The following is a 21,984-nucleotide window of genomic DNA, read 5'->3' as shown; positions in this document are numbered from 1 at the left end:
GCGTGTGCAAATCCCGTGAGTCACCCATTGCGATGACCGCTTGCCGGTGCTTCACTGCATGGCAGGGATTTCGTATACCATATCCGACAACAGCCACCTGACCGGACTGCATCGTGCCGCTACGCAACGCTCCCAACCTGGGTATCGTCCCCTCCGCCTCGGAGACCATCGCCAAGCACCTGCGCGAAGCGATCATTTCCGGCCAGATGGCGGAACACGAGCCGATCCGCCAGGACGACATCGCGCAGATCTTCAACGTCAGCAAGATCCCCGTGCGCGAGGCGCTCAAGCGCCTGGAAGCCGAAGGCCTGGTGGAGTTCCAGCGCAACAAGGGCGCGCTGGTGACGAAGATTTCCGAGCCGGAACTGGCGCAGATGTTCGAGGTGCGCGTGGTGCTGGAAGTCCAGGCGCTGCGCCTGGCGATCCCCAACATGAGCGCGCAGACCTTCGCCCGCGCCGAGAGCATCTGTGCCGAGTTCGTCGGCGAGGATGACATCGGCCGCTGGGCCGAACTGAACTGGGAACTGCATGCCTGCCTCTACGAACCGGCGCAGCGGCCGTACCTGGTCGGCCTGATCCGCTCGATCCACGACAAGGTGGAACGCTACCTGCGCCTGCAGATGAGCATGTCCGACGGCAAGGAACGCGCCGACCACGAGCACCACGACATCCTCGACGCCTGCCGCGCCGGCGACGCCGACCGCGCCGCACGTCTGCTGGAAGAGCACATCAACGGCGTCTGCCGCACGCTCTACGAGCACCTGCCGAACCGGCCGACGCCGAGTTAGACAAAACTGCCCGCTGTGCCGATTTCATCATCGGCCCGGCGGAAAACCCTCAAGCTGCAATCCCCGCGCCGCGCCACCCTAGGGTCAATCACAAGACCACCCCAGGGGGCAGCATGAAACGCATCCAGGTTCTCGATTCCCACACCGGCGGCGAACCCACTCGCCTGGTGCTCGACGGCTTCCCCGATCTGGGCAAGGGCAGCATGGCCGAGCGCCGCGCGCTGCTGGCCGAGCAGCACGACAGCTGGCGCGCCGCGACCGTGCTGGAGCCGCGCGGCAGTGACGTGCTGGTCGGCGCGCTGCTCTGCGAGCCGGTGGACCCGAGCGCCTGCGCCGGGGTGATCTTCTTCAACAACACCGGCTACCTGGGCATGTGCGGCCACGGCACCATCGGCCTGGTGGTCTCGCTGGCGCACCTGGGTCGCATCGGTCCCGGCACGCACAGGATCGAGACGCCGGTGGGCACCGTCGAAGCGACCCTGCACGATGACCGCTCGGTGAGCGTGCGCAACGTCCCCTCCTACCGCTACCGCAAACAGGTTCCGGTGGAAGTGCCCGGTCATGGGCTGGTGCACGGCGACATCGCCTGGGGCGGCAACTGGTTCTTCCTGATCTCCGATCACGGCCTGCGCGTCGCCGGCGACAACCTCGATGAGCTGACCGCCTACACCGTCGCCGTGCAGAAGGCGCTGGAAGACCAGGGCATCCGTGGCGAAGACGGCGGGCTGATCGACCACATCGAACTGTTCGCCGACGACCCGGAAGCGGACAGCCGCAACTACGTGCTCTGCCCCGGCAAGGCCTACGACCGCTCGCCCTGCGGCACCGGCACCAGCGCCAAGCTGGCGTGCCTGGCCGCCGACGGCAAACTCGCTGCCGGCGACGCCTGGCGCCAGGCCAGCGTGATCGGCAGCCAGTTCGAAGGGCGCTTCGAGTGGATTGGAGAACCCGCCGAGGGCCGCATCATCCCGACCATCCGTGGGCGCGCCAACCTCAGCGCCGAGGCCACCCTGCTGCTGGAAGGGGACGATCCCTTCGCCTGGGGCATCCGCCCGTGAGCGATGCCGATATCATCGTCATCGGCGCCGGCATAGTCGGTGCCGCCTGCGCCCACGCCCTCGCCCGCCGCGGCCTGGACGTATTGGTGCTGGATGCGCTCCTGCCCGGCGCCACCGCCGTCGGCATGGGGCACCTGCTGGTGCTCGACGACAACGCCGCCGAACTGGCGCTGAGCAACTACTCGCTGCAGCGCTGGCGCGAATGGGGCCACGACATGCCCGCCGAGTGCGCCTACCGCAGCAACGGCACGATGTGGCTGGCCGCCAATGATGAAGAGATGGCCGAAGCGGAACGCAAGTTCGCCGTCCTCCGCGAGCACGGCGTCGCCGCCAGACTACTGAACAACGCCGAGCTGCAGCAGGAGGAACCCGAGCTGCGCAGCGACCTGCACGGCGGGCTGGAGATCACCAGCGACGGCATTCTCTACGCGCCGCGCGCCGCCGCCTGGCTGCTGGAATCGGCCCTGAAACCGATCCGCCAGCGCCAGGCGAAAGTGGTGGAGATCGACGAACCCCGCGTGCGCCTCGACAGCGGCCAGTGGCTGAGCGCCAGGGCCGTGGTGCTGGCCAACGGCATCCAGGCCGGCGAGCTGTGCCCCGGCCTGCCCATTGAGCCGAAGAAGGGCCACCTGCTGATCACCGACCGCTACCCCGGCAAGGTGCGCCGCACCCTGGTCGAGCTGGGCTACGTGACCAGCGCACACAATGCCAGCGGCCCCTCGGTGGCCTGCAACATCCAGCCGCGCCCCACCGGCCAGCTGTTCATCGGAGCTTCGCGGCAGTTCGGCACCACCGACCCGCAGGTGGAAGGCTGGATGCTGGCGAAGATGCTGCGCCGCGCCGTGGACTACATGCCCGGCCTGGCCAACCTCAATGTGATTCGCAGTTGGGCCGGGTTCCGCGCCGCCAGCCCCGACGGCATGCCTCTGGTGGGCGAACACCCGCAGCGCCCCGGCCTGTGGCTGGCGGTCGGCCATGAAGGCCTGGGTGTGACCACCGCCCCCGGCACCGCCGACCTGCTCGCCGCGCAGCTGTGCGATGAGCCGCTGCCGCTGCCGGCCGAGCCCTATTCCCCGCACCGCTTCCTCGGAGCCAACGCCCATGCCTGAGCTGATCCTCGACGGCCGCCCGCTGCGGGTCGCCGCCGGCACCACGGTCGCCGCTGCGCTCGCCCTGGGCGGTGACGGCACCACACGGACCTCGGTCAGCGGCCAGCGCCGCGCGCCGCTGTGCGGCATGGGCGTCTGCCAGGAATGCCGGGTGAGCATCGACGGCCAGCGTCGCCTGGCCTGCCAGACCCTGTGCCGCGACGGCATGCAGGTGGAGACCCGCCCATGAACGCTGCGGCCGATATCGTCATCATCGGCGCCGGCCCGGCCGGGCTGTCCGCCGCCCTCGCTGCCGCGCCCAGCGGCGCGAGCATCGTCATCCTCGACGACAACCCGCTGCCCGGTGGGCAGATCTGGCGCGACGGGCCCAATGCACACCTGCCGCGTGCCGCCACCGAGCTACGCGAGCAAGTGGCTGCCTGCGCAAATATCAGGATTCACAACGGCACGCGCGTGGTCGCGCTGGCCGGCGAGCGCGGCCTGCTGCTGGAGGACTACGAGCGCGGCTGGCGGCTGGACTACCGCAAGCTGATCCTCTGCACCGGCGCCCGCGAATTGCTGCTGCCCTTCCCCGGCTGGACGCTGCCCGGCGTTACCGGCGCGGGCGGCCTGCAAGCGCTGGTCAAAGGCGGGCTGCCGGTGGATGGGCAACGCGTGGTGATCGCCGGCAGCGGCCCGCTGCTGCTCGCCAGCGCCGCCACTGCCCGCGCCAACGGCGCGAAAATCCTGCGTATCGCCGAGCAGGCGTCCTGGCCTGCGCTCGCGCGGTTCGCCATGAAGCTGCCGCGCTGGCCGAACAAGCTGCTGCAGTCCCTCGGTCTGTATGACCCGGCCTACCGCGCCGACAGCCATGTGGTCGCCGCCCTGGGTAGCGATCACCTGGAAGGCGTACGCATCAGCCAGGGCGGCAAGCTGAAGGAAATCGCCTGCGACCGGCTGGCCTGCGGCTTTGGCCTGATTCCCAACGTGCAGCTCGGCCAGGCGCTGGGGTGCACGGTGGACGACGGCGCGATCCGCGTCGATGCCTGGCAGGCGAGCAGCCGGGATGGCATCTATGCGGCGGGCGAATGCACCGGCTTCGGCGGCTCGGAGCAAGCCCTGGTGGAAGGCCGCATAGCCGGCCACGCAGCGGTGGGTGAGCACGACCGCGCGCGCGAGCTATGGTCGCAGCGCCAGCGCTGGCAGAGCTTTGCCGACGCCCTGAGGCGCGACTTCACCCTCGACCCGCGCCTGAACCAGTTGGCCCAGCCGGACACCCTCGTCTGCCGCTGCGAGGACGTGCCCTACTCGGTGCTGGCCGGCAAGCCGGACTGGACCGCCGCCAAGCTCGCCAGCCGCTGCGGCATGGGCGCCTGCCAGGGCCGGGTGTGCGGCGCAGCGGCGCAGCAACTGTTCGGCTGGCAACCGCCGGCCCCGCGCCCGCCCTTCAGCCCGGCGCGGGTGGAAACTCTGTTGCAGCTGGCCGAAGACTGAAGACTGAGCCTGTCCCGTAGGGCGCATAACGCCTTTGGCGTTATCCGCCACCCGCCGCCACATCGAAGCCAAGGCGGCGGATAAAGCTTCCGCTTTATGCGCCCTACGAGTTGACAGCGACCCGCCACCTCGCCACTTTGCACCGTACCTTTCGCCATGTTCCGACAGCCGACCCGCTTCCCGATGCACGACCTGATCCCCCAGGGCGCCCGCGACCTGGACAGCCTGCTGCAGACTTTCCGGCAGATAGCCCCGCTGCTCGATGCCATGCCCGGCGTGGTGTTCTTCATCAAGGACACCGCGGCCCGCTATGTGCTGGTCAACCAGACCCTGGCGCGGCGCTGCGGCGTGAAGGACGCCAGCGAACTGCTCGGGCGCACCGCCGAGGAAGTATTCCCCTCGCGCTTCGGTCCGGTCTACACCGAGCAGGACCGCCGCGTGCTGGAAACCGGCGGCCAGCTCAGCGACCAGCTGGAACTGCACCTCTATCCCGGCCGCCAACCCGGCTGGTGCCTGACCCACAAGCTGGCGCTGCGTGATGCGGCCGGCGCGGTGATCGGCATGGCGGGGATTTCCAGCGACCTGCAGGCGGCGCAATCCACGCACCCGGCGTACCAGCGCCTGGCAGCGGTGGACGCCTACATCCGCGAGCATTTCGACAAGCCGATCAACCTCGGCGAGCTGACCGAGCTGGCCGGGTTGTCCGTCGCCCAGCTGGAGCGCCACTGCAAGCGCATCTTCCAGCTCACTCCGCGGCAGATGATCCACAAGGCGCGCCTGGGCGCCGCCACCCGCCTGCTGGGTGAAGACCTGCCGATCACCGAGATCGCCCTGCGCTGCGGTTACACCGATCACAGCGCCTTCAGCCGACAGTTCCGCGCACTGACCGGGCTGTCGCCGACGCAGTACCGAGAATCCCAATCGGTTTCCAACTGACGAAACACCTGTATGAACCGGCCATGCCCGCAACCGGGTCCCCCCGCCCACACCGATATGACGGCAGAGCACGAACGTAGGATGGCGTGGAGCGCAGCGATACCCATCGATGGCGGCACGCGGGACAGCATGGGTATCGCAAGCTCGCGGAACGCCGCCCGACCCATCCTACGAATGCGCTCACCGGGGGCGACGGCGGAGTGCGCTTCGCGAGCGAGCGTGGCCCGCTCCTACAGGGAAATGCCGCGCGGCGGAGTGCTCCCATAAGGGGCAGCGAAACGCACTCCTGCTTCATTTGGTAACAGCGCGCAGAACCCGCCTACAGTTAATTCGGAAGGCTCCCAGCAACCAATCCCCCAAACATCGGGCCTTGCGACCCATGGGTCACACCCGAGTGGTTTCTGGCACATGCCTTGCTCTAAAAAATATCGTATACGAAATCCATAATACAAAACTGCTGCACAACACTGACTCAGAGAGGCCCCAATGAAATTCTCCCGAATTGCTCTAGCCCTCACCGCTGTGTTCCTCGTCGGTCAGGCCCAGGCCGACAAGCTCGACGACATCATCGAATCCGGCAAGCTGCGCTGCGCCGTGACCCTGGACTTCCCGCCCATGGGCTCGCGCGATGCACAGAACAACCCGGTCGGCTTCGACGTGGACTACTGCAACGACCTGGCGAAAGTGCTCGGCGTCACCGCCGAAGTCGTCGAGACGCCCTTCCCCGATCGTATCCCGGCGCTGGTTTCCGGCCGTGCCGACGTGATCGTCGCCTCCACCTCCGACACCCTGGAGCGCGCCAAGACAGTCGCCATGACTATCCCCTACTTCGCCTTCCAGATGGTGGTGCTGACCCGTGAGGACACCGGCATCACGAAATACGACGACCTCAAGGACCGCCCGGTGGGCAACACCAGCGGCACCTATGAAGCCATCGCTCTGGAGAAGGACGTGAAGAAGTGGGCCGGCAAGGGTAGCTTCCGCGCCTACCAGAGCCAGAACGACACCATCCTCGCCGTCGCCCAGGGCCACATCGACGCCACCGTGGTGACCAACACCGTCGCCGCTTCCACCCTCAAGTCCGGCAAATACAAGGGCCTGAAGGTCGTGGGCAACGCGCCCTACGTGATCGACTACGTCTCGCTGGCCGCCGCGCGCAACGAGTACGGCCTGATCCATTACCTCAACCTCTTCGTCAACCAGCAGGTCCGCACCGGCCGCTACGCCGAGCTGTATGAGAAGTGGGTCGGCGGCACCCCGGTCGATCTCACCGTTCCCCACGTGTACTACTGACAGCGGGTGCGACATGTCTTCGATGCAGGCTTCAAGGGTGCGGGACTCACGCCTGACAGGGCGGGTCCTGATGGGGGGTAGCGCCGAAGGGGCGCTACTGTCCGCCGACACCGGGCTGAGCTTCTGGGGAGGCGTCGAGCCTTTCACGGGCGAGGTCATCGACCGCCACCATCCGCTGTCGGGCAGCTTCCTGCCCAGCCGGGTGCTGGCGATTCCCAGCGGACGCGGCTCCTGCACCGGCAGCAGCGTGATGCTGGAAATACTGCTCAACGGCCACGCGCCCGCAGCCCTGCTGCTGGCCGAGCCGGACGAAATCCTCACCCTCGGCGTGCTGGTGGCGCAGGCGTTGTTCGGCCGCTCCATCCCGGTGCTGAGCCTGGGGCGCGAGGGTTTCGAGCAGTTGTCCGCGGGCGGCTGGGCCCGTATCGAAGACGGTCAGGTAACACTCAGCGCCGAGCGCCCTGCCGATGGTTGGCAGGGCGTGATGGCCAGCGATGCCGGCCCGCTGCCGGAAGGCCTGGCGTTGAATGCCGGCGACCATGAGCTGCTCGACGGCAAGCACGGCAAGGCCGCGCAGGCCGCCATGCAGATCGTCCTGCGCATGGCCGCGCTGCAAGGCGCGAAGGATTTGCTCGATGTCGCCCAGGCGCACATCGACGGCTGCATCTATACCGGCCCCGCAAGCCTGCGCTTCGCCCGCCAGCTGGCGGACTGGGGCGGCCAGGTGAAGGTGCCGACCACCCTCAACTCCATCTCCGTGGACCACCGCCGCTGGCGCGTGCTGGGCGTCGACAAGGCCTTCGGCGAACCCGCCGCCGCGCTGGGCGATGCCTACATGGAGATGGGTGCACAGATGAGCTACACCTGCGCGCCCTACCTGCTGGACAGCAAACCGGGCCTCGGCGACCAGGTGGTCTGGGCCGAGTCCAACGCCGTGGTGTACGCCAACAGCGTGCTCGGCGCACGGACCCTGAAATACCCGGATTACCTCGACATCTGCATCGCCCTCACCGGCCGCGCGCCGAATGTTGGCAGCCACCGCGACGAGGGCCGGCTGGCCACGCTGCGGATCGATGTCGAGCTGCCGGCCGCCCACGACGAATCGATCTTCCCGCTGCTCGGCTACCACATCGGCGAGCTGTGCGGCTCGCGCATCCCGGTGGTCGACGGCCTGCAGCCGTTGGCGCCGGACAGCGATGCGCTGAAAGCCTTCGGCGCGGCCTTCGCCACCACTTCCGCCGCACCGATGTTCCACATTGCCGGCGTCACTCCGGAAGCGCCGGACGCCACCACCGCCCTGGGCAACAAGGCGCCGCTGCAGCACCTGCGCGTCACCCCGGCGGACCTGGTCGCCTCCTGGCGCGAACTGGACCACGCCAGCGAGCCGACCGTGCAACTGGTCTCGCTGGGCAACCCGCACTTCTCCGCCAGCGAGTGCGCGGACCTGGCGAAGCTCGTCGCCGGGCGCCGCAAGCATCCGGGCGTCGCGCTGGTCATCGCACTGGGCCGCGCCGTGCAGGAGAAGGCCCGCGCCGCCGGAGACGTGAAGGTGCTGGAAGACTTCGGCGCGCAGCTGCTCAACGACACCTGCTGGTGCATGATCGGCGAACCGTTGATCCCGCCGGCCTGCACCACGCTGATGACCAACTCGGCGAAGTACGCCCACTACGGTCCGGGCCTGGCCGGGCGCCAGGTGCATTTTGGCAGCCTTGCCGCGTGCGTCGAGGCGGCCTGCAGCGCTCGCGCCGATGGCGGCGTGCCCAGCTGGCTGAGCGAGGGGGTACGCTGATGTTCAACTACAGCTTCCACTGGCGTTCCGCCTTCAAGGCCCTGCCGGACATGCTCGGCGGCGCCTGGGTGACCCTGGAGACAGCCGCGCTGTCGATGATCCTGGGCGTGCTCATCGCGCTGCTGCTGACCGTCATGCGGCAGATGAAGAACCCGCTGCTCAAGGGCTTCGCCGATACCTGGGTGTCCATCGCGCGCAACACCCCGTCGCTGTTCCAGATCTACATCCTCTACTTCGGCCTGGGTTCCTTCGGCCTGCACGTCAGCTCCTGGGTGGCGCTGCTGGCGGGGATCACCTTCAACAACGCCGGCTACCTCGCGGAGAACTTCCGCGGCGGCCTCAAGGCCGTGCCGGACACCCAGATGCGCGCCGCGCGCTCGCTGGGCATGAGCGCCTTCCAGGCGTACCGGATGATCATCGTTCCGCAGCTGCTGCGCATCGTCTATTACCCGCTGACGAACCAGATGGTCTGGGCGGTGCTGATGACTTCGCTGGGCGTGGTGGTAGGCCTGAACAACGACCTCACCGGCGTGACCCAGGACTTCAACGTGCGCACCTTCCGCACCTTCGAGTACTTCGCCCTGGCCGCGGTGCTCTATTACATCATCGCCAAGGTCATCGTGGCGGTCGCCCGCCTGTTGAGCTGGCGGCTGTTCCGCTACTAGGAGAAGCGCGCATGTTTTCCACGAGCTTCACCGTCAACGACCTGATGTTCCTGCTGCAAGGGGCCTGGGTCACCGTCAAGCTGACCGTCGGCGCCATGCTCATCGGCACCCTCGCCGGCGTCGTGCTGGGCTGGCTGCGCGCCGCCCTGCCGCGCGCCACGATGCCGGTCGGCTGGTTCCTCGACATCTTCCGCAGCGTGCCGCTGCTGATCCAGTTCGTGCTGTTCAACTCGCTGAAAAGCATCGTCGGCCTGAACTGGAGCGCCTTCACCGTCGGCTGCCTGGTACTGGGCATCTACGCGGCGGCGTTCTGCACCGAGATCATCCGCAGCGGCATCCTCGCCGTCGGTCCGAACATCCGTCGGGCGAGCCGCTCGCTGGGTCTGACCTACTGGCAGGACCTGCGCTACATCGTGCTGCCGCTGGCCGCGCGGGTGGCCTTCCCCGGCTGGCTGAACCTGGTGCTGGGGGTGATGAAGGACACCGCGCTGGTCATGTGGATCGGCATCGTCGAACTGCTCCGCGCCTCGCAGACCATCGTGACGCGCATCCAGGAACCCCTGCTGGTGCTGTGCGTCGCCGGGGTCATCTATTACCTCATGAGTTGGGTCGTGGCGCGCCTCGGTGCCCGGCTGGAAAAAAGGTGGCAGGAAAATGATTGAAATCGACAACGTGCACAAAGCCTACGGCGATCTGGAAGTGGTCAAGGGCGTAAGCCTGACCGTGAAGAAAGGCGAGGTGGTCTCGATCATCGGCGGCTCGGGTTCGGGCAAGTCCACCCTGCTGATGTGCATCAACGGCCTGGAGCCGATCCAGCGCGGCAAGATCCGCGTCGACGGCATCGAGGTCCACGCCAAGACCACCGACCTGAACAAGCTGCGGCAGAAGATCGGCATCGTCTTCCAGCAGTGGAACGCCTTCCCGCACCTCACCGTGCTGGAGAACGTCATGCTCGCTCCACGCAAGGTGCTGGGGCTGTCCAAGGACGAAGCCGAGGCGATGGCGGTGAAGCAGCTCAAGCACGTGGGCCTGGGCGACAAGCTCAAGGTGTTCCCGCAGAAGCTTTCCGGCGGGCAGCAGCAGCGCATGGCTATCGCCCGCGCGCTGGCCATGTCGCCGGACTACATGCTGTTCGACGAAGCCACCTCGGCGCTCGACCCGCAGCTGGTGGGCGAGGTGCTCGACACCATGCGCCTGCTCGCCGAAGAGGGCATGACCATGGTCCTGGTGACCCATGAAATCCGCTTCGCCCGCGACGTGTCCGACCGCGTGGCGTTCTTCCGCGAAGGACTGGTGCACGAGATCGGCACGCCGGACCAGGTGATCGTCAACCCGCAGCGGGCGGAGACGGCGGAGTTCCTCCGCTCGGTGAACTGACCGCGCGTTCATTGGCCCATTCGCACAGGAGACAGACATGCGTTCGAGCAAGATCATCCATGTGGTCAGTTGCCATGCCGAGGGCGAGGTCGGCGACGTCATCGTCGGCGGCGTCGCCCCGCCGCCGGGCGACACCGTGTGGGCGCAGTCGCGCTTCATCGCCAGCGACAACGTGCTGCGCAACTTCGTCCTCAATGAACCGCGCGGCGGCGTGTTCCGCCACGTGAACCTGCTGGTCCCGCCCAAGGACCCGCGCGCGCAGATGGCCTGGATCATCATGGAGCCGGCCGACGTGCCGCCCATGTCCGGCTCCAACTCGCTGTGCGTCAGCACCGTGCTGCTCGACAGCGGCATCCTGCCGATGCAGGAGCCGCAAACGCGCCTGACCCTGGAAGCTCCCGGCGGGCTGATCGAGGCGGTGGCCGACTGCAAGGACGGCAAGGTGCAGCGCGTGGAAGTGCGCAACCTGCCCTCCTTCGCCGACAAGCTCGATGCCTGGATCGAGGTAGAAGGTCTCGGCTCGCTGCAGGTGGATACCGCCTACGGCGGCGACAGCTTTGTGCTCGCCGATGCCCACGCCCTGGGCTTCACCCTGCACGCCTCGGAGGCCGCCGACCTGGTCGCCACCGGCCTGAAGATCACCCAGGCGGCGAACCAGCAACTAGGCTTCAAGCACCCGGAAAACCACGACTGGGCGCACATCTCCTTCTGCCAGCTGACCGCTCCGGTGGAGCGCGTCGACGGCGTACTGCACGGCCGCAACGCGGTGGTCATCCGCCCCGGCAAGATCGACCGCTCGCCCTGTGGCACCGGCTGCTCGGCGCGCATGGCGGTGCTGCATGCCAAGGGCCAGCTGAAGGACGGCGAACGCTTCGTCGGCCACTCGATCATCGATTCCAAGTTCCACTGCCGCATCGACGGCCTCACCAGCGTCGGCGGCAAACCGGCGATCCACCCGTGCATCTCCGGTCGTGCCTGGATCACCGGCACCCACCAGCACCTGCTCGACCCGTCCGATCCGTGGCCCGAAGGCTACCGGCTCTCGGACACCTGGCCGAACGGCTACTGATTTCCCCTTTTCAACCCTGATTCGCCGCGTAGCGGCACCCGACGACGAAATGCTGCGGGATTTCCTTCAGACGTTTCGTATACGAAATACGACAATTGGAGACAAACATGAGCAAGAAGGTCAATTGGAGTGGCGTGTTCCCCGCGGTGACCACTCAGTTCAACGACGATTTCTCGGTCAACCTGGAAGCCACCCACAAGGTGATCTCCAACCTGGTGCGCGACGGCGTGTCGGGCCTGGTGGTGTGCGGCAGCGTGGGCGAAAACACCTCGCTGTCCATCGAGGAAAAGATGGCCGTCACCGAAGTCGCCAAGGACGCTTCCGGCGGCCGCGTGCCGGTGATCTGTGGCATCGCCGAGTTCACCAGCCACGGCGCCTCCCAGGTGGCCAAGGCGGTGCAGAAGGTCGGCGTCGACGGCATCATGGTGATGCCCGCGCTGGTCTACTCCTCCAAGCCCCACGAGACCGCCGCGCACTTCCGCAGCGTGGCCACCAGCACCGACCTGCCGGTGATGGTCTACAACAACCCGCCGATCTATAAAAACGACGTCACCCCGGACATCCTCATCTCCCTGGCCGACTGCGAGAACATCGTCTGCTTCAAGGACAGTTCCGGCGACACCCGCCGCTTCATCGACGTGCGTAATGAAGTGGGCAACCGCTTCATCCTCTTCGCCGGCCTCGACGACGTGGTCCTGGAGAGCATCGCGGTGGGCGCCGAAGGCTGGATTTCCGGCATGTCCAACGTCTTCCCGCAGGAAGGTGAAACCATCTTCCGCCTGTGCAAGGCCGGTCGCTATGAGGAGGCCATGCCGATCTACGAATGGCTGATGCCGATCCTCCACCTCGACGCCCGCCCGGACCTGGTGCAGTGCATCAAGCTCTGCGAAGAGATCGCCGGCCGCGGCACCGCGCTTACCCGTCCGCCGCGCCTGGCACTGCAGGGCGCCGACCGCGAGCACGTGGAGACGATCATGGCCAAGGCACTGGCCAACCGGCCGAAGCTGCCGGATGTGGGGCTCTGAGTCGACTTGTATCGAGTGTCCGGGGCAACCCTCTCCCCCGCCCTCTCCCTTCAGGGAGAGGGTTAGGGAGAGGGGCTCTCGCTCCCGCACAAAGCCCACCGGAGACGACGGAACCCATCTCATGACCGCCCACAACTTCATCGCCGGCCAGCGCATCGGTGCCGGCACCGTCCGCCTGCAGAGCCTCGACGCCAGCACCGGCGAAGCCCTGCCCCGGGAATTCCTCCAGGCCACCGAGGCCGAAGTCGACGCTGCCGCCCGCGCCGCCGAAGCCGCCTTCCCGGCCTATAACGCCCTGTCGCCGGAACGCCGCGCGCAGTTCCTCGACGCCATCGCCAGCGAACTCGAAAGCCTCGGCGACGACTTCATCGCCACCGTCTGTCGCGAGACTGCGTTGCCCGCCGCACGTATCCTGGGCGAACGTGGCCGTACCGCTAATCAAATGCGCCTGTTCGCCAAAGTCCTGCGCCGTGGCGATTTCCTCGGCGCGCGGATCGACCGCGCGCTGCCCGAGCGCCAGCCACTGCCACGCCCGGATCTGCGCCAGTACCGTACCGGCGTCGGCCCGGTGGCCGTGTTCGGCGCCAGCAACTTCCCGCTGGCCTTCTCCACAGCCGGTGGCGATACCGCCGCAGCGCTGGCCGCCGGTTGCCCGGTGGTAGTGAAGGCCCACAGCGGCCACATGGCCACCGCCGAGCTCGTCGGCGAGGCGATCACCCGCGCGGCCGAAGCCACCAGCATGCCGGCCGGCGTGTTCAACATGATCTACGGCGCCGGCGTCGGCGAGCCGCTGGTGAAGCACCCGGCGATCCAGGCGGTCGGCTTCACCGGCTCGCTCAAGGGCGGCCGCGCGCTGTGTGATCTCGCCGCCGCGCGCCCGCAACCGATCCCGGTGTTTGCCGAGATGAGCAGCATCAACCCGGTGCTGGTGCTGCCCGCCGCCCTGGAAGCTCGCGGCGAGAAGATCGCCCGTGAGCTGGCGGACTCGGTGGTCATGGGCTGCGGTCAGTTCTGCACCAACCCCGGCCTGGTCGTCGGAATCGCCTCGCCGGCGTTCAGCCTGTTCGTCGCCAACCTGATCGCCGAGATCGGCCAGCGCCCGGCGCAGACCATGCTCAACGCCGGCACCCTGAAGAGCTACGAAAAGGGCATCGCCCGCCTGCTCACCCACCCCGCCATCCGCCACCTCGCCGGCCAGCCGCAGGAAGGCAAGCAGGCCCAGCCGCAGCTGTTCCAGGCCAGGGCCGAACTGCTGTTGGCGGGCGAAGAGCTGCTGCAGGAGGAAGTCTTCGGCCCGACCACCATCGTCGTCGAAGTGGCCGATGAAGCCGAACTGCGCCGCGCGCTGGACGGCCTGCACGGCCAGCTAACCGCCACGCTGATCGCCGAAGCCAACGACCTGTCGCACTTCGCCGCACTGGTGCCGGTGCTGGAGCGCAAGGCCGGGCGCCTGCTGATCAACGGTTACCCGACTGGCGTGGAGGTCTGCGATGCGATGGTCCACGGCGGCCCGTATCCGGCGACCTCGGATGCGCGCGGCACCTCGGTCGGCAGCCTGGCCATCGACCGTTTCCTGCGCCCGGTGTGCTATCAGAACTACCCCGACGCGCTGCTGCCCGATGCGCTGAAGGACGACAACCCGCTGGGTATCGCGCGACTGGTGGATGGCGAGACGACACGCAGTGCGGTGACTCGCTGAAAGTTCGTCGGCGCGGGAGTGAACTGTCGGCCAGTCCCGCGCCGATGCTCAGCCCCGGCCTTGCGCCGGGGCTTTTTTATGCACGGATGCTTGGAATTTACGCAGGGCGCATAACGCGCCAGCGTTATCCGCCCACATCCTCGCTAACCCACACCCTGTAGGAGCGTTGTTACTCCAGCAGCTTGCGCAAATCGGCATACAGCGAATCGCTGATCTCCACGCCCTCGGCGAGGCTGCGCTGGCGCGCCACGAAGCGGCGCTGGGAGGGCAACCGCGCCCCCATGTCGACGATGGACTCGAACAGCGTCTCCGCGCGCGCCAGATGCTGCGCGGCGTCCGCGCCCAGGAAGCGCGCCGGGTCCAGCGCGATCAGCAGCTCGCCGTGGTGTGGCGAGGACCTGGTGCCCTCATCGAACACCGTGGATTCCGCACTGGTCAGGTCGCCGATCAGCGGGCCGGCGATCAGCTCGACCATGGTCGCCAGCGCCGAGCCCTTGTGCCCGCCGAAGGTCAGCATGGCGCCGTCGAGCACGGCGCTCGGATCAGTGCTGGGGTTGCCCTGCGCATCGATGCCCCAGCCCAGCGGAATGGCCTTGCCCTCGCGCTCGTGCAGCTGGATTTCCCCGCGCGCCACCACCGTGGTGGCGAAGTCGAAGACATACGGGTCCTTGTCCCCGCGCGGCCAGCCGAAGGCGATGGGGTTGGTGCCGAACAGCGGCCGCGTCCCGCCCGCTGGCGCCACATAAGCCTGGGCCGGGGTGACCGCCAGCGCGACCAGGCCCTGGGCGGTAATCCGCTCGATCTCCACCCACAGCGCCGAGAAGTGCACGCAATGGTTGATCGCCAGCGCCGCCAGGCCCTGGCTGCGCGCCTTCTCCACCAGTTTCGGCAGGCCGAGGTCGAAGGCGCATTGCGAGAAGCCGCCCTTGGCGTCCACCCGCACCAGTGCCGGCGCGGGCTCGGACAGTTCCGGCACGGCATCGGGCACAACCTTGCCGGCGCGCACGGTGTGGATACAGCCCAGCAGCCGCCATACGCCGTGAGACGTGCAGCCATCGCGCTCGCCCGCCAGCACGGTGGCGGTCACCGCCTGCACGTGGGGTTCGCTGAAGCCGTTGTGGCGCAGGATCGCCAGCGACAGCTCACGCAGTTCATCCAGGGTCAGTCGGGTCACAGCTCACTCCTTGGGGGGGACAGCCACACAAGCATGGCGGAGACCGCCAGCGCCACTCGCTACTTTGCCGTTTCAGGGCCGACGCCGCTTGCTCCCTATCCTTCGGCGGGACGACGAAATCGGCATAGCCAGGACAGGCGGGGCCCATCGTTCGAGCGCGCGCCGTACACCCTGAATATTCGCCTGCTCGATCAGAACATTTACAGCCAGCCAGCACGAATACCTGACTGAAGAATCCCCGCAACGCCGCAGCACTCCTGACAGAAGTAAAACCCCCTTCAAACTTCTCGAAAGCCCCCGCCTGCCGCCTCGACAAGACCACTTGGGAACCATTGAGCCCGCTTACCCTTTCTTCAAACAAGAAAGGCGCAAAGCCAGTTCCAGTTCCCTTTCCACGAATAACCTTCTATCCAGAGCACATCCATGGAAAACATTCCCGTAAACACCCGTTCGCAAAGTTACTCCCGCTGGGAAAGCTCGTCGGCAGGCAACAGCCTGTATGTCAGCTCCGCAGCGACCCAAACGGTTGCCACCACCATCACCGGTGCCTTCGACCTGTACGGCCCAGCCGCCGCCGACCTGACCAACGGCGCCACCACCAGCATCTCCCGTCTGACCTTCCACGGCACCGGCACCCCCGGTGAACTGATCAACGTCATGGCCGTTGCCATCGGCGCCGACGGCAAGGCGTCGGACATCTCGATCCACCTCGGCACCGCCCTCGTGCAGCAGAACGGCACCTGGCAGCTCAGCGCCAACCAGCAGCTCCCTCAGGGTGCCTACGACTTCCATGCCGGGTATGGCCCCACGGATGGCAATGCCTTCCACCTGGTCATCGACCGCTCCGCCGGCTTCCCTGCGCCCCAGCCACAACCGGAACCGCAGCCACAACCCGAGCCGCAGCCCCACCCGGAGCCGTCCCACGGTGACACGACCATCACTTCAGCCACCGACCACATCGGCCCGGTGACTGGCGAGCTCGCCAACGGCGCCACCACCGACGACACCCGCCCGACCTTCCACGGCACCGGCACGCCAGGGGATCTGATCCACCTCAGCGCCACCGCCATCGGCGCCGACGGCAAGGCTTCCGGCCCGATCCTCGGCCTGGGCACCGCACTGGTCCAACAGGACGGCACCTGGCACTTCACCGCGCCTTACGCCATCCAGGAAGGCACCTACGACTTCCGCGCCGGACAGGGCCTGCTCGAAGGCGATGCGTTCCGCCTGGTCATCGACCGCTCCGCGGCCATGCCTCAGCCGCAACCCGAACCCGTTCCGCAGCCTGACCCGCAGCCGCTGCCGGAGCCGCCCCATGGCAACGCCAGCATCACCGGCGCCGTTGACCACGTCGGCCCGGTCACCGGCGAACTGGCCAGCGGCGCCACCACCGACGACACCCGCCCGACCTTCCACGGTACCGGCGCCCCCGGTGAGCTGCTCAACGTCAGCGCCATCGTGATTGGCGCAGACGGCAAGGCCTCCGGCGCCATCCTCGGCCTGGGCATTGCCCTGGTGCAGCCGGACGGCACCTGGCACTTCAATGCTCCCTATGCCCTCCAGGAAGGCACCTATGACGTCCACGTCGGTCGTGGCGGCATCGAAGGCGAGGCTTTCCGGCTGACCGTCGACAACCATTCGCCGCTGCAGGCGAACGCCGGATTCGATGCCCAGCACAGCCTCCAACTGATGGGCCAGCAGGGCCTCGAGCTGAACCTGAGCGCACTGGCTCCCCAGGCCGGAGCGAATCAGGCCAAGGCGGCCTTGCCCTCGATGGGCAGCGTTCTGGAGACCGGGCACGCGAACCTGACCTTTGCCGGTGACGCAGGCAGCCCCAACCAGGCAGGCTCGACCCCGCAGTATGGCGCGATGGACGTGCGCCCGATGCTGATCGACGAGTTGTCCGTCCACCACGCCGTGATCTAAGCCACGGCCGCGCAGCGGGTCGCCTTCGGGCAGCCCGCTGCGACGCTTTGCCACTCCCCGGCCGGCTTCCCGTCCGCTTCCCACCCGGGACGAAGACCGGCAATCCCGGCCACCAGCGCTTCGGCCCGGTCCCGACCATCCGGTCGTCCGAAGGATTGGCCCCACGTTGCTTGGGCCAATCAGGAGCTTCGGGTAAACTTCCGCATCTTTGCCTTCTCATAACGATCAGCCTGATGCCCACGACGTTTCACGAGATTCCCCGCGCGCGCCCTGCCACGCCCCTGCTCGACCGCGCCAGCACGCCGGTCGAGCTGCGTCGCCTGGGCGAGGCGGAGCTGCTGACCCTCGCTGACGAACTGCGCCAGTACCTGCTGTACAGCGTCGGCCAGACTGGCGGGCACTTCGGCGCAGGCCTGGGCGTCATCGAACTGACGGTCGCCCTGCACTACGTCTTCGACACCCCGGACGACCGTCTGGTGTGGGACGTCGGCCACCAGGCCTATCCGCACAAGATCCTCACCGGGCGCCGCGAGCGCATGGGCAGCCTGCGCCAGAAAGACGGCCTGGCCGCCTTCCCGCGCCGCTCGGAAAGCGAGTACGACACCTTCGGCGTCGGCCACTCCAGCACCTCCATCAGCGCTGCCCTGGGGATGGCCATCGCCGCCCGCATGCAGGGCTCAGGCCGCAAGTCGGTGGCGGTGATCGGCGACGGCGCACTGACCGCCGGCATGGCCTTCGAGGCGCTCAACCACGCGTCGGAAGTCAAGGCCGACATGCTGGTGATCCTCAACGACAACGACATGTCGATTTCGAACAATGTCGGCGGCCTGTCCAACTACCTGGCCAAGATTCTCTCCAGCCGCACCTACAGCAGCATGCGCGAAGGCAGCAAGAAGGTGCTCTCGCGCCTGCCCGGCGCCTGGGAGATCGCCCGCCGCACCGAGGAATACGCCAAGGGCATGCTGGTCCCCGGCACGCTCTTCGAGGAACTGGGCTGGAACTACATCGGCCCCATCGACGGCCACGACCTGCCGACCCTGATCGCCACCCTGCGCAACATGCGTGACCTCAAGGGCCCGCAGTTCCTCCACGTGGTGACCAAGAAGGGCAAGGGCTTCGGGCCGGCCGAGATCGACCCGATCGGCTACCACGCCATTACCAAGCTGGAGCCCGAAGGCGCCCCCGCCCATGCCGTGCCGAAGAAGGCCGGCGGGCCGAAGTACTCCAGTGTGTTCGGCCAGTGGCTGTGCGACATGGCTGCCCAGGACCCGCGCCTGGTTGGCATCACCCCGGCCATGAAGGAAGGCTCCGACCTGGTCGCCTTCGCCGACAGATTCCCGGACCGCTACTTCGATGTCGCCATCGCCGAGCAGCACGCCGTGACCCTGGCGGCCGGCATGGCCTGCGACGGCGCCAAGCCGGTGGTGGCGATCTACTCCACCTTCCTGCAGCGCGGCTACGACCAGCTGATCCACGACGTCGCGGTGCAGAACCTCGACGTACTGTTCGCCATCGACCGCGCCGGCCTGGTGGGCGAGGACGGCCCGACCCACGCTGGCAGCTTCGACCTCTCCTACCTGCGCTGCATCCCCGGCATGCTGGTGATGACCCCCAGCGACGAGAACGAACTGCGCAAGCTGCTCACCACCGGCCATCACTTCGAAGGCCCGGCGGCGGTGCGCTACCCGCGCGGCACCGGCCCCAACGCTCCCATCGAGGCGGCGCTGGAACCGGTCGAGATCGGCAAGGGCGTGGTTCGCCGTGAAGGCAAGGCCGGCAAGGTCGCCTTCCTGGTGTTCGGCGTGCAACTGGCCGAAGCGCTGAAAGTGGCGGAGCAGTTCGATGCCACGGTCGCCGACATGCGCTTCGTCAAGCCGCTGGACGAGGAGCTGGTGCGCCAGCTGGCCGCCAGCCACGAGCTGCTGGTGACCCTCGAGGAGAACTCGGTGATGGGTGGCGCCGGCGCCGCCGTCAGCGAATTCCTCGCCCGCGAGAACCTCCAGCAGCCGATCCTGCACCTGGGTCTGCCGGACTACTACGTCGAGCACGCCAAGCCCGCGCAGATGCTCGCGGAGTGCGGGCTAGACGCCGCCGGCATCGAAGCCTCGGTGAAGGCGCGCCTGGAGGCCCTCGGCAAGCGCTGAGACCGATCGGCGCATCCCTCCCCGGGAGTATTGCCAGTGACGGGCGCACCGACTAAGGTGCGCCCGTTTTCGTTCGAGGTAACGGGAAGCAGGTGAAAGACCTGCGCTGCCCCCGCAACGGTAACCGACGCGCCCCTGACGGAGCGCAGCATCGCCATCCGCCACTGCACAAAGCGGGAAGGCGGCGATGTGACGTCGGCAGCCCGGAGACCGCCCTCGACACGCCCCGACAGGTGTTGCGGAGGGCCGCACCGTCAAGTGCGGCCTGCCGCCCTTGCCACGCCCTCCTCGAAAGTCATCCGACCGCTTTTGAGGACGCTCCATGAAACTGACCCGACTCGCCCTGGCCACCAGCCTGCTACCCGGCCTGGCCTTCGCCGCCGACGACATCTACCGGCTCTCCGACCAGGTGATCACCTCCGCACGCCAGGCCCAGCCGCGTGCCGAAGCCACTTCGGCCAACAGCGTATTCACCCGTGCCGACATCGAGCGCCTGCAAGTGCGCAGCGTGCCCGCCCTGCTCGCCCGCGTGCCCGGCGTGCAGATGGGCAGCTCGGGCGGCGTGGTCTCGTACTCCGTGCGCGGCACCAGCACTGCGCAGACCCTGGTACTGGTCGATGGCCAGCGCGTCGCTTCGGCCAGCAGCGGCATCGCCCGCCTGGACTACCTGAGCATCGACAGCATCGAGCGCGTCGAGGTGACCCGCGGCCCGCGCTCCGCCCTGTACGGCGCCGACGCCATTGGCGGGGTCATCCAGATCTTCACCCGTCGCGGCGAAGCCGGCCTGCACCCCGAAGTGCGCCTGGCTGCCGGCAGCCACGGCACCTTCGAACGCAGCCTGAGCCTGTCCGGCGGCGACGAGCAGACCCGCTACAACCTCGGCGGCAGCCTCGACGAGAGCCAGGGCTGGGATCGCACCAGCGACAACGTCGGCGCCGACAACGATCACGACGCCCAGCGCAACAAGGCCGTGCACCTGAACCTGGACCACCGTTTCAGCGAGGACTGGAAGGCCGGCCTGAACCTCAACGACCAGCGCGGCAAGAACGAATACGACGACGCCTACAACTTCGAGCCGGGCTCGCCCCGCGACGAATTCCGCGTCAGCAGCTACAGCGCCTACCTCGACGGCCAGATCACGAAGATGTGGAACAGCCACCTGGAACTGGGCCGCAGCTTCGACCGCAACAAGGCCGTGGGTGCCGCCGACAGCTGGAACAACGGCACGCTGGAAACCACCCGCCACTCGGCGAGCTGGATCAACCGGCTGCAACTGGACGCCGCCAACCAGCTGGCGCTGGGCACCGACTGGTACGAAGACAAGGTCGACGGCACCACCGCTTTTGCCGACGACCAGCGCAGCAACCGCGCCTTCTTCGCCCAGCACAGCTTCAAGGGCGACAGCTTCGGCACCGAGCTGGGTATCCGCCACGACAACAACCAGGCCTACGGCAGCCAGAACAGCTGGAACGCCGCCTTCAGCCTGCCGGTGGGCGACAGCCAGACCTGGATCGCCAGCTACGGCGAAGGCTTCCGCGCACCGACCTTCAGCGACCTCTACTACCCCGGCGCGAGCAACCCGGACCTCAAGGCCGAGACCTCGAAGACCTACGAACTGCAATGGCGCGGGGACTTCTCGGGCACGCACCTGGAAGCCTCGCTGTACCGCACCGAAATCGACGACATGATCGCCTGGGACAGCAACAGCAATCAGCCGGAGAACATCAACAAGGCACGCATCAATGGCTTCGAGGCCAGCGTCGCCCGCGACGTGCTGGGCTGGCAGGCCGCGCTCGGCCTGAGCCTGATCGACCCGCGCGACCGCGACACCGGCCACACTCTGCCGTATCGCGCGCGCCGCACCCTGAGCCTGGACCTGGATCGCCAGTTCGGCGCCATCGGCCTCGGCGGCACCTGGCGTGCGGTCAGCCAGCGCTACGACGACGCGGCCAACACCCGCGAGCTGTCCGGCTACGGCGTGCTCGACCTGCGCACCAGCTGGCTGGCCAGCGACGAGATTCGCTTCGACCTCAAGCTGGATAACGCCCTGGACCGCGACTACACCCTGGGCGACTACCTGCGCCCGACCAGCCCGATGGACTTCATGGGTGAAGCCCGCCCCTACCGCGAACCGGGTCGCACCGCGCTGCTGGCGGTGACCTGGACGCCGGAGCTGTAAGGCCTGGCGCATTTGTAGGATGGCGTGGAGCGCAGCGATACCCATCCGCCCTTGCACCGACCGCATGGGTATCGCCTGGGCTCCACCCATCCTACGTTCGAGGCTCCGTGAGCCTGTAGGAGCGGGCTATGCCCGCGATCGCGCCCATGGGGCGCTCCTACAGGGAGCGTCAGTTTCGTAGGGCGCATAACCTGGAACAGGTTATCCGCCGCACGTTACTCCGGCGGATAACGCTGGCGCGTTATGCGCCCTACACCCACCCAGCCATCGGTGTGGGGAT

Annotated in this window: 18 protein-coding genes and 1 riboswitch; of the genes, 17 read left to right on the top strand and 1 reads right to left on the bottom strand. The window is 67.6% G+C overall.

Annotated elements, in window-relative coordinates:
* Window positions 1–113 precede the first annotated feature (113 nt).
* The 14 genes from IB273_RS17050 (at window position 114) to IB273_RS16985 (ending at window position 14,281) form a co-directional block, all read left to right on the top strand.
* Window positions 114–788, top strand: coding sequence for a GntR family transcriptional regulator (locus IB273_RS17050; protein ID WP_081517237.1), 675 nt, complete (start codon window positions 114–116; stop codon window positions 786–788).
* Window positions 789–901: 113 nt separating this feature from the next.
* Window positions 902–1,846, top strand: coding sequence for a 4-hydroxyproline epimerase (locus IB273_RS17045; RefSeq protein ID WP_192224605.1), 945 nt, complete (start codon window positions 902–904; stop codon window positions 1,844–1,846).
* The gene (locus tag IB273_RS17040) at window positions 1,843–2,955 is read left to right on the top strand and encodes an NAD(P)/FAD-dependent oxidoreductase (RefSeq protein ID WP_192224604.1); all 1,113 of its coding nucleotides are present in this window, start codon (window positions 1,843–1,845) and stop codon (window positions 2,953–2,955) included. Before IB273_RS17045 ends, IB273_RS17040 begins: the two co-directional genes overlap by 4 nt.
* Window positions 2,948–3,184 carry a 2Fe-2S iron-sulfur cluster-binding protein gene (locus tag IB273_RS17035; RefSeq protein WP_081517234.1) on the top strand — a complete coding sequence of 79 codons (237 nt, stop codon included), beginning with the start codon at window positions 2,948–2,950 and terminating at the stop codon, window positions 3,182–3,184. Before IB273_RS17040 ends, IB273_RS17035 begins: the two co-directional genes overlap by 8 nt.
* Window positions 3,181–4,428: an FAD/NAD(P)-binding oxidoreductase gene (locus IB273_RS17030; protein ID WP_192224603.1), complete on the top strand. Its 1,248-nt coding sequence runs from the start codon at window positions 3,181–3,183 to the stop codon at window positions 4,426–4,428. Before IB273_RS17035 ends, IB273_RS17030 begins: the two co-directional genes overlap by 4 nt.
* Window positions 4,429–4,584: 156 nt before the next feature.
* Window positions 4,585–5,364, top strand: a complete 780-nt coding sequence (locus IB273_RS17025) for an AraC family transcriptional regulator (RefSeq protein ID WP_192224602.1) — start codon at window positions 4,585–4,587, stop codon at window positions 5,362–5,364.
* Between the two features lie 486 nt (window positions 5,365–5,850).
* Window positions 5,851–6,657 carry a transporter substrate-binding domain-containing protein gene (locus IB273_RS17020; RefSeq protein WP_081517231.1) on the top strand — a complete coding sequence of 269 codons (807 nt, stop codon included), beginning with the start codon at window positions 5,851–5,853 and terminating at the stop codon, window positions 6,655–6,657.
* A 70-nt stretch (window positions 6,658–6,727) separates the two neighbouring features.
* A complete protein-coding gene (locus IB273_RS17015; protein WP_192224601.1) occupies window positions 6,728–8,446 on the top strand; it encodes an aconitase X in 1,719 nt (572 codons plus the stop codon).
* Window positions 8,446–9,111, top strand: a complete 666-nt coding sequence (locus IB273_RS17010) for an amino acid ABC transporter permease (protein WP_045216994.1) — start codon at window positions 8,446–8,448, stop codon at window positions 9,109–9,111. The genes IB273_RS17015 and IB273_RS17010 overlap by 1 nt, the downstream gene beginning before the upstream one ends.
* 11 nt (window positions 9,112–9,122) lie before the next feature.
* Window positions 9,123–9,773, top strand: a complete 651-nt coding sequence (locus IB273_RS17005; RefSeq protein ID WP_081517229.1) for an amino acid ABC transporter permease — start codon at window positions 9,123–9,125, stop codon at window positions 9,771–9,773.
* Entirely contained in the window at window positions 9,766–10,488 is a 723-nt protein-coding gene (locus IB273_RS17000) for an amino acid ABC transporter ATP-binding protein (protein ID WP_081517228.1), read from the top strand. Before IB273_RS17005 ends, IB273_RS17000 begins: the two co-directional genes overlap by 8 nt.
* 37 nt (window positions 10,489–10,525) lie before the next feature.
* On the top strand, window positions 10,526–11,557 hold the full coding sequence (locus IB273_RS16995; RefSeq protein ID WP_138212078.1) for a trans-3-hydroxy-L-proline dehydratase: 1,032 nt from the start codon (window positions 10,526–10,528) through the stop codon (window positions 11,555–11,557).
* A 107-nt stretch (window positions 11,558–11,664) separates the two neighbouring features.
* Window positions 11,665–12,582 (top strand): dihydrodipicolinate synthase family protein, encoded by a 918-nt coding sequence (locus tag IB273_RS16990; RefSeq protein WP_015475498.1) that lies wholly within the window; start codon window positions 11,665–11,667, stop codon window positions 12,580–12,582.
* 121 nt (window positions 12,583–12,703) lie between these two features.
* Window positions 12,704–14,281, top strand: a complete 1,578-nt coding sequence (locus IB273_RS16985) for an aldehyde dehydrogenase (NADP(+)) (RefSeq protein WP_192224600.1) — start codon at window positions 12,704–12,706, stop codon at window positions 14,279–14,281.
* A gap of 169 nt (window positions 14,282–14,450) precedes the next feature.
* On the opposite strand, the gene IB273_RS16980 is transcribed toward IB273_RS16985, so the two are convergent.
* Entirely contained in the window at window positions 14,451–15,455 is a 1,005-nt protein-coding gene (locus tag IB273_RS16980) for an Ldh family oxidoreductase (RefSeq protein ID WP_192224599.1), read from the bottom strand.
* A 423-nt stretch (window positions 15,456–15,878) separates the two neighbouring features.
* Between IB273_RS16980 and IB273_RS16975 the strand changes: the two genes are divergently transcribed.
* The 3 genes from IB273_RS16975 to IB273_RS16965 all read left to right on the top strand — a co-directional run bounded on the left by IB273_RS16975 (window position 15,879) and on the right by IB273_RS16965 (window position 21,704).
* The gene (locus IB273_RS16975) at window positions 15,879–17,381 is read left to right on the top strand and encodes an Ig-like domain-containing protein (RefSeq protein ID WP_192224598.1); all 1,503 of its coding nucleotides are present in this window, start codon (window positions 15,879–15,881) and stop codon (window positions 17,379–17,381) included.
* A gap of 233 nt (window positions 17,382–17,614) precedes the next feature.
* On the top strand, window positions 17,615–19,525 hold the full coding sequence (dxs, locus tag IB273_RS16970; RefSeq protein ID WP_081517223.1) for a 1-deoxy-D-xylulose-5-phosphate synthase: 1,911 nt from the start codon (window positions 17,615–17,617) through the stop codon (window positions 19,523–19,525).
* Window positions 19,526–19,562: 37 nt separating this feature from the next.
* Window positions 19,563–19,759, top strand: a riboswitch (cobalamin riboswitch).
* Window positions 19,760–19,847: 88 nt separating this feature from the next.
* Window positions 19,848–21,704, top strand: a complete 1,857-nt coding sequence (locus IB273_RS16965) for a TonB-dependent receptor domain-containing protein (RefSeq protein WP_192224597.1) — start codon at window positions 19,848–19,850, stop codon at window positions 21,702–21,704.
* Window positions 21,705–21,984: the final 280 nt, after the last annotated feature.

The organism is Pseudomonas sp. PDM19 (genome assembly GCF_014852215.1).
Taxonomy (GTDB): domain Bacteria; phylum Pseudomonadota; class Gammaproteobacteria; order Pseudomonadales; family Pseudomonadaceae; genus Pseudomonas.
Note: the sequence above shows the minus strand (reverse complement) of the source record. Positions and strands in the feature narration are given on the sequence as shown.

What these genes read in the sequence shown, in the direction of transcription:
- IB273_RS17045 (WP_192224605.1), top strand. Translation starts at nt 902, where the DNA reads ATGAAACGCATCCAGGTTCTCGATTCCCACACCGGCGGCGAACCCACT.
- IB273_RS17035 (WP_081517234.1), top strand. Translation starts at nt 2,948, where the DNA reads ATGCCTGAGCTGATCCTCGACGGCCGCCCGCTGCGGGTCGCCGCCGGC.
- IB273_RS17030 (WP_192224603.1), top strand. Translation starts at nt 3,181, where the DNA reads ATGAACGCTGCGGCCGATATCGTCATCATCGGCGCCGGCCCGGCCGGG.
- IB273_RS17025 (WP_192224602.1), top strand. Translation starts at nt 4,585, where the DNA reads ATGTTCCGACAGCCGACCCGCTTCCCGATGCACGACCTGATCCCCCAG.
- IB273_RS17020 (WP_081517231.1), top strand. Translation starts at nt 5,851, where the DNA reads ATGAAATTCTCCCGAATTGCTCTAGCCCTCACCGCTGTGTTCCTCGTC.
- IB273_RS17015 (WP_192224601.1), top strand. Translation starts at nt 6,728, where the DNA reads ATGGGGGGTAGCGCCGAAGGGGCGCTACTGTCCGCCGACACCGGGCTG.
- IB273_RS17010 (WP_045216994.1), top strand. Translation starts at nt 8,446, where the DNA reads ATGTTCAACTACAGCTTCCACTGGCGTTCCGCCTTCAAGGCCCTGCCG.
- IB273_RS17005 (WP_081517229.1), top strand. Translation starts at nt 9,123, where the DNA reads ATGTTTTCCACGAGCTTCACCGTCAACGACCTGATGTTCCTGCTGCAA.
- IB273_RS17000 (WP_081517228.1), top strand. Translation starts at nt 9,766, where the DNA reads ATGATTGAAATCGACAACGTGCACAAAGCCTACGGCGATCTGGAAGTG.
- IB273_RS16995 (WP_138212078.1), top strand. Translation starts at nt 10,526, where the DNA reads ATGCGTTCGAGCAAGATCATCCATGTGGTCAGTTGCCATGCCGAGGGC.
- IB273_RS16990 (WP_015475498.1), top strand. Translation starts at nt 11,665, where the DNA reads ATGAGCAAGAAGGTCAATTGGAGTGGCGTGTTCCCCGCGGTGACCACT.
- IB273_RS16985 (WP_192224600.1), top strand. Translation starts at nt 12,704, where the DNA reads ATGACCGCCCACAACTTCATCGCCGGCCAGCGCATCGGTGCCGGCACC.
- IB273_RS16975 (WP_192224598.1), top strand. Translation starts at nt 15,879, where the DNA reads ATGGAAAACATTCCCGTAAACACCCGTTCGCAAAGTTACTCCCGCTGG.
- dxs (WP_081517223.1), top strand. Translation starts at nt 17,615, where the DNA reads ATGCCCACGACGTTTCACGAGATTCCCCGCGCGCGCCCTGCCACGCCC.
- IB273_RS16965 (WP_192224597.1), top strand. Translation starts at nt 19,848, where the DNA reads ATGAAACTGACCCGACTCGCCCTGGCCACCAGCCTGCTACCCGGCCTG.